General features: G+C 63.3%; 12 protein-coding genes. 5 read left to right on the forward strand and 7 right to left on the reverse strand.

The window, feature by feature from the left end; all coding sequences use genetic code 11:
• Nucleotides 1-7 precede the first annotated feature (7 nt).
• The gene (locus tag MR825_RS02060; RefSeq protein ID WP_353845856.1) at nucleotides 8-166 is read left to right on the forward strand and encodes a 3-keto-5-aminohexanoate cleavage protein; all 159 of its coding nucleotides are present in this window, start codon (nucleotides 8-10) and stop codon (nucleotides 164-166) included.
• Nucleotides 167-319: 153 nt separating this feature from the next.
• Here the strand turns inward: MR825_RS02060 and eno are convergent, their stop codons facing one another.
• The 5 genes from eno to MR825_RS02085 all read right to left on the reverse strand — a co-directional run bounded on the left by eno (nucleotide 320) and on the right by MR825_RS02085 (nucleotide 6,105).
• Nucleotides 320-1,621, reverse strand: a complete 1,302-nt coding sequence (gene eno, locus MR825_RS02065; RefSeq protein WP_256176192.1) for a phosphopyruvate hydratase — start codon at nucleotides 1,619-1,621, stop codon at nucleotides 320-322.
• Between the two features lie 136 nt (nucleotides 1,622-1,757).
• A complete protein-coding gene (gene gpmI / locus MR825_RS02070; protein ID WP_186907569.1) occupies nucleotides 1,758-3,275 on the reverse strand; it encodes a 2,3-bisphosphoglycerate-independent phosphoglycerate mutase in 1,518 nt (505 codons plus the stop codon).
• Nucleotides 3,276-3,475: 200 nt separating this feature from the next.
• Complete coding sequence (gene tpiA, locus MR825_RS02075) at nucleotides 3,476-4,249, reverse strand: triose-phosphate isomerase (RefSeq protein WP_256176191.1); 774 nt, start codon at nucleotides 4,247-4,249, stop codon at nucleotides 3,476-3,478.
• A gap of 67 nt (nucleotides 4,250-4,316) precedes the next feature.
• Nucleotides 4,317-5,510, reverse strand: coding sequence for a phosphoglycerate kinase (locus tag MR825_RS02080; protein ID WP_186907567.1), 1,194 nt, complete (start codon nucleotides 5,508-5,510; stop codon nucleotides 4,317-4,319).
• 106 nt (nucleotides 5,511-5,616) lie between these two features.
• Complete coding sequence (locus MR825_RS02085; protein WP_186907566.1) at nucleotides 5,617-6,105, reverse strand: tRNA (cytidine(34)-2'-O)-methyltransferase; 489 nt, start codon at nucleotides 6,103-6,105, stop codon at nucleotides 5,617-5,619.
• A gap of 196 nt (nucleotides 6,106-6,301) precedes the next feature.
• On the opposite strand from MR825_RS02085, the gene proB reads away from it, so the two are divergent.
• The 4 genes from proB (at nucleotide 6,302) to MR825_RS02105 (ending at nucleotide 9,920) form a co-directional block, all read left to right on the forward strand.
• On the forward strand, nucleotides 6,302-7,132 hold the full coding sequence (gene proB / locus MR825_RS02090; RefSeq protein WP_186907565.1) for a glutamate 5-kinase: 831 nt from the start codon (nucleotides 6,302-6,304) through the stop codon (nucleotides 7,130-7,132).
• Between the two features lies 1 nt (nucleotide 7,133).
• Nucleotides 7,134-8,381, forward strand: coding sequence for a glutamate-5-semialdehyde dehydrogenase (locus MR825_RS02095; protein WP_256176190.1), 1,248 nt, complete (start codon nucleotides 7,134-7,136; stop codon nucleotides 8,379-8,381).
• A gap of 96 nt (nucleotides 8,382-8,477) precedes the next feature.
• On the forward strand, nucleotides 8,478-8,816 hold the full coding sequence (locus MR825_RS02100) for a hypothetical protein (RefSeq protein WP_186907563.1): 339 nt from the start codon (nucleotides 8,478-8,480) through the stop codon (nucleotides 8,814-8,816).
• Between the two features lie 243 nt (nucleotides 8,817-9,059).
• Nucleotides 9,060-9,920: a papain-like cysteine protease family protein gene (locus MR825_RS02105; protein ID WP_287878503.1), complete on the forward strand. Its 861-nt coding sequence runs from the start codon at nucleotides 9,060-9,062 to the stop codon at nucleotides 9,918-9,920.
• Between the two features lie 58 nt (nucleotides 9,921-9,978).
• Here the strand turns inward: MR825_RS02105 and MR825_RS02110 are convergent, their stop codons facing one another.
• Complete coding sequence (locus MR825_RS02110) at nucleotides 9,979-10,554, reverse strand: chromate transporter (RefSeq protein ID WP_186907561.1); 576 nt, start codon at nucleotides 10,552-10,554, stop codon at nucleotides 9,979-9,981.
• Nucleotides 10,551-11,004 (reverse strand): chromate transporter (locus MR825_RS02115; protein ID WP_287878507.1); only part of this gene is annotated, 454 nt, incomplete at its 5' end. The genes MR825_RS02110 and MR825_RS02115, both read right to left, overlap by 4 nt.

Here is an 11,004-nt window from a genome sequence, read left to right on the forward strand (position 1 = left end):
CGGCCATATCCGCGTCGGCATGGAGGACAACGTCATGTACTCCAAGGGCAAGCTGGCCGACAGCAACGTGCAGTTTGTCGACCGCGCCCGCCGCGTCATCGAGGAGTTCGGCAGGGAAGTCGCCACGCCCGACGAGGCCCGTGAGATCCTCAGCCTGAAGCGTTAGCGGCCCACTTTCCGCGGCAGGAAAGTGGGGCCCGCCCAAGGAAGGTGCGCATTATTGCCTTCAGGCGTCCTCCCAAGTTTTTAAGCGGGACCCCTGCGACGCTAAAACGGGGCCGCTGTCCGACGGACAGCGGCCCCGTTTGATCTCTTCCATTTACTTCAGGTTGAAGAACGCGTCCATCCCCAGGTACTGCGCCACGTCGCCCAGCTCCTCCTCGATGCGGAGCAGCTGGTTGTACTTGGCTACCCGGTCGGTGCGGCTGGGAGCGCCGGTCTTGATCTGCCCGGCGTTGACGGCCACGGCGATATCGGCGATGGTGGCGTCCTCCGTCTCGCCGGAACGGTGGGAGACGATGGCGGTATAGCCGGCCCGGTTGGCCATCTGGATGGCGTCCATCGTCTCGGTCAGAGTGCCGATCTGGTTGACCTTGATCAGGATGGCGTTGCCCACCTGCTTCTCAATGCCGGTCTTCAGGCGCTCGGTATTGGTGACGAACAGGTCGTCGCCCACCAGCTGGACCCGATCTCCGATAGCGCGGGTCAGCATGCTCCAGCCCTCCCAGTCGGTCTCAGCCATGCCGTCCTCCAGGGAGATAATGGGATAGGTATCGGCAAACTTCTTCCACATGTTGACCAGCTGCTGCTGGGTCATCTTCTTACCGGACTTGGGTTGGATATAGCACTTCTCCTCCTCGTTCCACCACTCGGAGGAGGCGGCGTCGATGGCGATCTTGAAGTCCTCGCCGGGCTTGTAGCCCGCCTTCTCGATGGCCGCCACGATGACCTTCAGGGCGTCCTCATCCTTTTTCAGGTTGGGCGCGTAGCCGCCCTCGTCGCCCACACCGGCGGCGGGGGTGCCGTTCTCCTTGAGGACGCTCTTCAGCGTGTGGAACACCTCGGCGCACATACGCAGCGCCTCGCGGAAGCAGCAGGCGCCCACAGGCATGATCATGAACTCCTGGATCTCCACATTGTTGGTGGCGTGGGCGCCGCCGTTGAGGATATTCATCATGGGAACGGGCAGCACCTTGGCGTTGGCTCCGCCGATATAGTTGTACAGAGAGGTACCCAGGCACTCGGCGGCTGCCTTGGCGCAGGCCAGGGAGGCGCCCAGGATGGCGTTGGCGCCCAGCTTGGTCTTGTTGGGCGTACCGTCCAGCTCGATCAGCGCCTTGTCGATTTCGGTCTGATCCAGTACGTTCATACCCACCAGGCACTCGGCGATCTCGGTATTCACGTTCTGTACGGCGGTGAGCACGCCTTTGCCCAGGTAACGGCTCTTGTCGCCGTCCCGCAGCTCGCAGGCCTCGTAGATCCCGGTGGAAGCCCCGGAGGGCACCGCAGCGCGGCCGACCGTACCATCCTCCAGATAGACCTCCACCTCAACCGTGGGGTTGCCGCGGCTGTCCAGGATCTCGCGGCCCAGTACGTCAACGATTTCGATGATCTGCTTCATGAAAAAAACTCCTTTCGTATTGGCGGCGGGGCACGCCCCGCCCTGCAGGGAGATGGTCTGCGGGGGACGGGCCGGAAGCCCGTCGAAGGCCTTGTGGCAGGGCGGGAGCGCGCTCCCGCCGGATCCCAGCCGCGGCTCAGACGATCAGCGTGCTCCCGTCCATCTCGGCGGGCTTTTCCAGGCCCATCAGGTCCAGCATGGTAGGCGCGATATCGGCCAGGCGGCCGGGGCGCAGCTTCACGTCGGCGCCCACGATGCAGAACGGCACCAGATTGGTGGTATGGGCGGTAAAGGGGGTCACGCCGTCCTCCTCCAGCATCCGTTCCGCATTGCCGTGATCGGCGGTGATCAGGCTCACGCCGCCCATTCTGGCGGTGGCCTCCACCACTTTGCCCACGCCCTCATCCACGGCCTCCACGGCCTTCACGGCAGCCTCATACACGCCGGTATGGCCCACCATATCGCAGTTGGCGAAGTTGAGAATGATCACGTCGTAGCTGCCGCTCTCGATGCGGCGCACCGCCTCGGCGGCTACCTCGGGGGCGCTCATCTGGGGTTGCAGATCGTATGTGGCCACCTTGGGGGAGGGGATCAGGCAGCGGTCCTCCCCGGGGAACACCTGCTCCGCGCCGCCGTTAAAGAAGAAGGTCACATGGGCATATTTCTCGGTCTCGGCGATCCGCAGCTGGGTATAGCCCTGTCGGGCGATATACTCCCCGAAAATATTCTCCAGCCTGTGGTGCGGGAACGCCACGGACACGTTGGGCATCGTGGCGTCATACTCGGTGGTGCACACATAGGTCACCGTCGGCATTCCGTTTTTCCGCTCCACATCGGTAAAGGCGGGGTCCACGAAACAGCGGGTGATCTCCCGGGCCCGATCCGGGCGGAAGTTGAGGAAGATGATCGAGTCCCCCTCCCGCACCCGGCCGGCCTTGTCGCAGACCACCGGCTCCACAAACTCGTCGGTAATCCCGGCGTCATAGGAGGCTTGTACCGCGTCCGCCGGATCGGGGTTCTGTATCCCCTCGCCCAGCGTCATGGCGTCATAAGCCCGCTGTACCCGGTCCCAGCGCTTATCCCGGTCCATGGCGTAATAGCGTCCCATAACGGTGGCGATCTTCCCCACGCCGAGCTCGGCGCACTTGTCCGCCAGTGCTTCCACGAAGCCCTTGCCGGAAGAAGGCGGCACATCCCGTCCATCCAGGAAGCAGTGGACGTAGACCTTCTCCAGTCCCCGCTCCCCGGCCATCTTCAGCAGGGCGTACAGGTGGGTGTTATGGCTGTGGACGCCGCCGTCGGACAAAAGGCCCATCAGATGCAGGGCGCTTCCCCGCTCCCGGCAGTCGTCCATGGCCTCCAGGTAGGCCTCGTTCCGGAAGAAGGACCCGTCCTCAATGGCGCGGCTGATCCGGGGCAGGTCCTGAAATACCACCCGGCCCGCGCCGATATTGGTATGGCCCACCTCCGAGTTGCCCATCTGCCCCTCGGGCAGGCCCACGTCCAGTCCGGAGGCGGACAGACGGCAGCAGGGGTTCTCTTGAAAGATTTTGTCCAGATGGGGTTTTTTTGCGTTGGCGATGGCGTTGCCCTGCTGCTGCTCACGCAGGCCGTAGCCATCCATGATGATCAGGGTCGTCGGTGTTTTACTCATAAAAAACCTCGAATCTATTGTTCAGAGCGGAGTACGTTTTCCGTCCGCCGCCGTGCGCCCCAACAAAGCTTCGCTTTGCCGGGGGCCGCGGCACAGTCTTCCCCGGACCAGGCGAATCGGCCCCGCGGCAAGGTTTGCTGCGCAAACGCTTGTGCGCGTCTTCCGGCTATGCGGGCAGGGGGACGGCTCAAGAGAGGCGTTTACTCCTGATTCGCTGCGTTCACAATCTCCACAAAATCAGGCGCCTTCAGCGCCGCGCCGCCAATCAAGCCGCCGTCCACGTCGGGCTGGGCAAGCAGTTCCGCGGCGTTTTTGGGGTTCATGGAGCCGCCGTACTGGATGGTAACGGAACGTGCCACACGGGCTCCGTAGAGCTTGCGGACGATGGTGCGGATGCCCTCGCACACCTCGCCGGCCTGCTCGGCGGTGGCGGTACGGCCGGTCCCGATGGCCCACAGGGGCTCATAGGCGATGACCACATGGCGCATCTTATCGGCGGGCACGCCTGCCAGGGCGGCCTTGACCTGATAGGCGATCAGGTCCATGGTCACGCCCAGCTCCCGCTGCTCCAGGCTCTCGCCCACGCAGACGATGGGGTACAATCCCGCCTCAAGGGCCGCGTGGACCTTCTTATTGACGGTGAAGTCGGTCTCGTTATAGTACTGGCGGCGCTCAGAGTGTCCAATGATGACATACTTGACGCCCACTTCCTTGAGCATCTCGGCGGACACCTCGCCGGTGTAGGCGCCATGGGACTCATAGTGGCAATTCTCCGCGCCGACGGACACACGGCAATCCTTGAACAGGCGGACCGCGGAGGGGATGTTCACATAGGGCACGCACAGAACGACCTCGCACCACTTGGGCTTGCCCAGCAGATTCTTGAGCTCCTCGGCAAAGGCCTTCGTCTCGGAGAGGGTCTTATTCATCTTCCAGTTGCCGGCGATGATGGTCTTGCGATAGCGGCGGTTCATTTCAATGATTCAGTCCTTTCATTTCGATCCATAATGCGGGCGGCAAGCGGCCGCCGCGGCGTGCTTCTTATTGATCCAGCAGGCACGCCACGCCGGGCAGCTCCTTGCCCTCCAGGAACTCCAGGGAAGCGCCGCCGCCGGTGGAGATGTGGGTCATCTGGTCGGCGTAGCCCAGCTGGGCCACGGCCGCCGCAGAGTCGCCGCCGCCGACGATGGTGATGGCATGGGTGGCGGCCAGCGCCTTGGCGATGGCCCGGGTGCCCTCGGCAAAGGCGGGGAACTCGAACACGCCCATGGGGCCGTTCCAGATCACGGTGCCCGCGTCCTTCACCGCGTCGGAGAACTGCTGGATGGTCTTCGGTCCGATATCCATGCCCATGCGCCCGTCGGGGATCTTCATGGTGTCCACCAGTTCCGGCTTGGCGTCGGCGGAAAACGCGTCGGCACAGACGGTATCCACCGGGAGCAGGAGTTTGACTCCCTTCTCCTTTGCCTTGGCCATCATCTCCTTGCAGTAGTCCAGCCAGTCGTCCTCCAGCAGGGAGGTGCCCACCGTGCCGCCCATGGCCTTGATAAAGGTATAAGTCATGCCGCCGCCCACGATGATGGTGTCGGCAATGTCCAGCAGGTTGTTGATGACGCCGATCTTGGAGGAGACCTTGGCGCCGCCCAGAATGGCCACCAGGGGCCGCTTGGGATCGGCCAATGCGCCGCCCATGATCTCCAGTTCCTTGGCGATCAGGAACCCGGATACGGCGGGCAGATAAGCCGCCACACCGGCGGTGGAAGCGTGGGCGCGGTGCACGGAGCCAAACGCGTCGGAGACGTAGACCTGGGCCATATCGGCCAGTTTCCGGGCCAGCTCGGGGTCGTTTTTGGTCTCGCCCTTCTCAAAACGGGTGTTCTCCAGCAGCATAATCTCGCCGTTTTTCAGGGCGGCGGCCTTGGCGGCGGCGTCTGGGCCCACCACGTCGGCGGCCATGATGACCGGCTTGCCCAGCAGCTCGCTCAGGCGCTTGGCCACCGGGGCCAGGCTGAACTTGGGATCGGGCCCCTCCTTGGGCTTGCCCAGGTGGGAGCAGGCGATGACCGCAGCATTCTGCTCCAGCAGGTATTTTATGGTGGGCAGGGCGGCCACGATGCGCTTATCGTCGGTAATGGCGCCGGTGGTCTTGTCCTGGGGCACGTTGAAATCGCAGCGCAGCAGGACTTTTTTCCCCGCCACGTCGATATCCTTGACCGTTTTCTTGTGGTAATTCATCTCAAGAATCTCCTTTCATCTCCGCCCCGCAGAGCGCCGCCCTGCAGGGGCCCCACTGATTTGATCTGCCTCGGCTGAGTGCAGCTTGCGCCCCGCCGGCGGGGATTCAACGGCCCTCCCCCATCTCGCCGCGGCCCGTCAGCCCGGGGAAGTCCAACTGCCTCAGCGCTTCATACGCCAGAATCGCCGCTGAGTTCGAGAGGTTCAGACACCGGGCCTGCGCCCGGATGGGGATGCGGATACAGCGCTCCCGGTAGCGCTCTCGAAATTCCGGGGGCAGCCCGGCGGTCTCCTTGCCGAAGATCAGGTAGCACCCGTCCCGGAAGGCCGCCTGCGTGTAGGGCCGCGGGGCCTTGCTGCTGGCCAGCCAGATATCCTGGGCGCCGGTCTTTTGAAAAAAGTCCTCCAGGCCGTCGTACACGTGCAGGTCCACCAGATGCCAGTAATCCAGCCCCGCACGCTTGACCGCCTTATCGCTGATATCAAAGCCCAGCGGCCGGATCAGGTGAAGACGGATCCCGGTCACCGCACAGGTTCTTGCAATATTCCCCGTATTTTGTGGGATTTCCGGCTCAAAAAGCACAATATTGAGCATTTTCCCACCTCGCAGCCCTCTTCAAATGATCAGCGGGGCTTATTGTACTCCAAAACGGAGCGGATTTCAACCGTAAAACCGTTAAAATGTACTAAAACGCTCGGTTTTCTTTATGGAATCACTAAAATGACTGTTTTTTTACTTTTACACTTTATCGCGCTTATCATTTGTGATATGATAGGCATCTGGGAGCGTGATGCACGTGGAGCAAGGTCTTTTGCCCCGGCGTATCGTGGTCAAGGTGGGCACTTCCACTCTGACGCGGGACACCGGAAGTCTGAATTTACACAATATGGATCACCTGGCCCGGGTTCTGTCCGACCTGAAGGGCATGGGTCACGAAATCGTCCTGGTCTCCTCCGGCGCCATCGCCATCGGCACCCGGAAGCTGCGTCTGGAGCAGCGCCCGGACGAGCTGCGCGGGAAGCAGGCCGTGGCCGCTGTGGGCCAGTGCATGATGATGCACGTCTACGACAAGCTTTTTTCCGAGTATAACCGCACCGTGGCTCAGATCCTGCTGACCGGCGAGGATGTGGACGCCCCCGTCCGGTCGGCGCACCTGCACAATACGTTCGAAGCGCTGCTGGAGCTGGGCGTGATCCCCGTGGTCAACGAAAACGACTCGGTCTCTTCGGCGGAGATCGAGACCGGCAAGTGCAAGGTGCTGGGCGACAACGACACCCTGTCCGCCATCGTGGCCCGCCTGTGCGGGGCCGATCTGCTTATCCTGCTCTCCGACATCGACGGGCTGTACGACGCCGACCCCCGCACCCATCCGGACGCGCGGCTCATCCACCGGGTGGACGCCATCACACCTCAGCTGCGGGCCATGGCGGGCGGCACCGGCACCTGGCGTGGCACCGGCGGCATGGTCACCAAGCTCAACGCCGCCCAGGTGGCAATGGACGCCGGGATCGACATGGTCATTGCAAATGGGCAGAATATGGAAGCCATTTATGATATCGTATCCGGCAGGGACGTGGGTACGCGTTTTGCGGCCCCCGCCGGTGCAAAAGGAGGGAATTGACATGACCACACTGGAGACCCAGGGCCTGGCCGCCAAGAATGCCGAGCGGGTCCTGGCGGCCGCCGGCACCGCCAAAAAGAACGCGGCCTTGGAAGCCATCGCCCGGAGCCTTGCGGCCCGGCAGGAGGAAATCCTCTCCGCCAACGCGCTGGATCTGGCCGAGGCCCGGAACAGCGGCATGCGTCCGGCCCTTCAGGATCGGCTGGCCCTGGACGAAGGGCGCATCCGCGGCATCGTGGAAGGGGTGCGGCAGGTCTGCGCTCTGCCGGACCCCATCGGCACGGTGACAAAAATGGACCAGCGTCCCAACGGGCTCGTCATCGGCAAGCGCCGGGTGCCTCTGGGCGTCATCGGCATCATCTACGAGGCCCGGCCCAACGTCACGGTGGACGCCGCCGCCCTGTGTCTGAAGTCGGGCAATTCCGTCCTCCTCCGGGGCGGCAGGGAGGCCTTCCACTCCAACAAGGCCCTTATTTCCGTCATGCGGGACGCGCTGGAGCACGTCGGACTGCCCCGGGACTGCATCGCGCTGGTGGAGGACACCAGCCGGGACAGCGCCAACGAGCTGATGCATCTGACGGCGTATCTGGACGTGCTGATCCCCCGGGGCGGCGCGGGGCTCATCCGCAGCGTGGTGGAAAACGCCCGGGTGCCGGTGATCCAGACCGGCGTGGGCGTATGCCATGTATACGTGCACGCCCAGGCGGATCTGGACATGGCCGCCCGCATTCTTTATAACGCCAAGTGCTCCCGCCCCTCGGTGTGCAACGCCGCGGAATGCCTGCTGGTGGACCGGGCGGTGGCCCGGGACTTTCTGCCCATGGCCTGGCAGCTCCTGCAGAGCAGGAACGTGGCGATCCGCGGCTGCCCGCTGACCCGGGATATCCTGGGAGACTTTGTAACGCCCGCTTCCCCTGCGGACTGGGATACGGAATTCGGCGATTATATTCTGGCGGTGAAGGTGGTCTCCGGCTTTGAAGAGGCGGTGGACTTCATCAGCGCCCACGGCACCGGTCACTCCGAAGCCATCGTCACCCGCGACTACTTTGCCGCCCAGCGTTTTCTGGATACGGTGGACGCAGCGGCGGTATACGTCAACGCCTCCACCCGCTTCACCGACGGCTTTGAGTTCGGCCTGGGCGCCGAGATCGGCATTTCCACCCAAAAGATGCACGCGCGGGGCCCCATGGGGCTGGAGGAGCTGACCTCCAGCAAGTATATCATCTACGGCACCGGCCAGACCCGCTGAGCATAGGATGGTATGGCCCCCTCCCCTCGTGTTCCATTATTACATAGGGCAGGCCTTTCGGGGCCTGCCCTATGGACTTTTATGGGGGTGAGGCATATGCTGGAACGCCGGCTGGAGCTCAACGGCGGGCTGATGACCGCCGATTTGGGCGTGCTGCGGCCTGACGGCGGGGGGCAGATCCTGGAGTGCTCCCTCCGCCTGGAGGGTCTGCTTCCCGAGCGCCGGGTGGCGCTGGAGTTGGAGCTGCTGGAAGGGGACGCCTGCCGGGGCGTACGGATGATTACCCTGCCGCCCCACCACAGTCCGTTCCCCCGGGACCTGCTGTTGACAGGCATCCGGTTTTACCTGCCCGACGGACCGGGTCCGCGGGACCTGACGGTCCGGGCGGACGCCCACTATGTCGACCGCAATGAGCGCTGTCTTCTGGCGGACTGAGCGGCATGGCCACTTTTTCGCGTGCGCTGCATCCTACGGGCGCAGCCTCTGCGGAGCTTGTTCGGCAAAGCTGGGCCTCTCCCGTTTGGGAGAGGCCCAGCTTTGCCAAATCTTCTATCCTTTACCCGAACGTTTTAGAAAAGAGTGGCAAAACTGTGCATTGCGCCGCCAGCCTCTCGCCTTTATAATGCAATCAGCCCGCCGCAAGCCGGCGGGAAATCGGATTTTAAAGGAGATCGAGAAATGAAACAAGCAGTCACTCTGGCGCTGACCCTCACACTGGCCGCCGGCCTTTTGGCCGGATGCAGCGGCGAAACCGCCGGTGGAGGGGCCCAGCCGACTGGGGCGGCCCAAGCATCCCCTGTGGATGCCACACCAACTGCGTCGGCAGCGGCCGGCGCCTTTTCCGACGAGATGAAGATCCCCTACGCGGTCGACCTCTCCCCCGAGGACGGCGCCGACTCCGTGGAGCGGCTGGGCGACCACCCGGATTCCCCTTACTTTGCCCATCCGGACTACTACCATATGCAGTCCAGCGATACGCGCACCATCCTCACCGGCTTTGAGACCATGCAGCAGACCAGCGAATGGGCCTGCGGCGTCACCAGCGCCCTGATGGTGCTCAATTGGTACGACCGGCTGGACGGCTGGAACGAGGAGACGCTCTCCGCGCTGCGCCACTCTCTGGACGGCACCGCGCTGGAGGGATATCCCGGCACCACGCTGAAGCAGGCTATGGACCTGTTCGACGGCGTAGGCGGCTTTACATACACCACCACCCTGGATTACGCGGCCCCGGCGGAGGAGGTCTGGATGGATACCATTCAGGGCTGGCTGGCCGAGGGCAAGCCGGTCATGGTCTGCTGGAACGACTGGGGCGGACACTGGCAGGTCATCATCGGCTACGATACCATGGGCACCGAGACCGAGCAGGACGACGTGTTTATCGTGGCCGATCCCTATGACACCACCGACCACTGTCAGGACGGCTACGGCGTGCTCATGGCGGAACGTTTCCTGTACAACTTTTCCATGTACGGTGCCTTCCCCGCGGAAGAGGGCGGCAGCGACTGCCTCTTCCTGGTGGCCAGCCCCGAGACCTAAGCGCGAAAAGAAGGGCCCGGACGACTTGTCCGGGCCCTTCTTTTCGCGCCGTGCGCAGTTACATCTGAAACACGATACCCGCCGCAGCGGACAGGGCGATGAATACAATGGGATGGAGTTTCTTCAGCGGCTTGAGCTGCAGGCAGAGAAACACCGCCGCCGCCAGGAGGATGGCGGGCCAGTAGAACCCCTGAGCGGACGCACCCTGCTCCGGGCCGGTCGCCGGGTGGAACATGAGCGCGATGGAGCACACCTGGATCAGCGCGGCGGCGATGAGGGCGGTGGACGCGGGCCTCAGTCCGTAAAAGACCGCGTCCACTGCGCGGCTTTCCCGGAATTTTTTCAGGAAGCCTGCGATGAGGGCGATGATAGCGATCGCGGGGCAGACCAGTCCCAGCGTAGCGATCACACCGCCGGGCACGCCGCCCACGTGAAAGCCCACATAAGTGGCCATATTCACCCCCAGGGGACCGGGTGTGGACTCGGAAATGGCGATCATGTTGGCCAGATCGCCGGGGGTAAACCAGCCGGTGCGGCTGCCGATATCACTGAGGAAGGGGATGGTGGCCAGACCGCCCCCGACGGAAAAGAGGCCCACCTTGAAAAACTCGTAAAACAGGCGCAGATAGATCATGCGTTCAGCGCCCCCTTCGCCCCCCGGATGCACAGTCCGGCCACACCGGCGGCCACGACCAGGACCACCGGGGAGAGCAGGAAGTTGAGCAGCGCGCCCAAGGGCGTATTCCCGTCGAAGGCGATGAAATTCCCGATGACCGCCAGCACCAGAACCACTGCAAAGATAACGGCGGTAGGCCCGTCCACCAGGGAGCTCTTCCGCAGCTTGAGCACGCTGGAAAGGATCAGCGCACATACGCAGGCCCGTACTCCCGCAAAGGCATGGATCACCACAGGCAGGTCGGCGAAGCTCTGCAAAAAAGCCGCGATCACCAAAATGATCACGATGGAGGGGAACACCAGTCCCAGGGTCGCCACGATACCGCCGGGGATGCTTTTCTGCTTCTGCCCCACAAACGTGGCGGTATTGACGGCGATCACGCCGGGCGTACACTGACCGATGGCAAAG

Origin of the sequence: Lawsonibacter sp. (assembly GCF_022777125.1) — a bacterium.
Classification (GTDB): domain Bacteria; phylum Bacillota; class Clostridia; order Oscillospirales; family Oscillospiraceae; genus Lawsonibacter_A; species Lawsonibacter_A hominis.

Bases quoted from the DNA above. Each gene is read 5' to 3' on its own strand.
- eno (WP_256176192.1), bottom strand. From the start codon at position 1,621: ATGAAGCAGATCATCGAAATCGTTGACGTACTGGGCCGCGAGATCCTG.
- gpmI (WP_186907569.1), bottom strand. From the start codon at position 3,275: ATGAGTAAAACACCGACGACCCTGATCATCATGGATGGCTACGGCCTG.
- tpiA (WP_256176191.1), bottom strand. From the start codon at position 4,249: ATGAACCGCCGCTATCGCAAGACCATCATCGCCGGCAACTGGAAGATG.
- MR825_RS02080 (WP_186907567.1), bottom strand. From the start codon at position 5,510: ATGAATTACCACAAGAAAACGGTCAAGGATATCGACGTGGCGGGGAAA.
- MR825_RS02085 (WP_186907566.1), bottom strand. From the start codon at position 6,105: ATGCTCAATATTGTGCTTTTTGAGCCGGAAATCCCACAAAATACGGGG.
- proB (WP_186907565.1), top strand. From the start codon at position 6,302: ATGCACGTGGAGCAAGGTCTTTTGCCCCGGCGTATCGTGGTCAAGGTG.
- MR825_RS02095 (WP_256176190.1), top strand. From the start codon at position 7,134: ATGACCACACTGGAGACCCAGGGCCTGGCCGCCAAGAATGCCGAGCGG.
- MR825_RS02100 (WP_186907563.1), top strand. From the start codon at position 8,478: ATGCTGGAACGCCGGCTGGAGCTCAACGGCGGGCTGATGACCGCCGAT.
- MR825_RS02105 (WP_287878503.1), top strand. From the start codon at position 9,060: ATGAAACAAGCAGTCACTCTGGCGCTGACCCTCACACTGGCCGCCGGC.
- MR825_RS02110 (WP_186907561.1), bottom strand. From the start codon at position 10,554: ATGATCTATCTGCGCCTGTTTTACGAGTTTTTCAAGGTGGGCCTCTTT.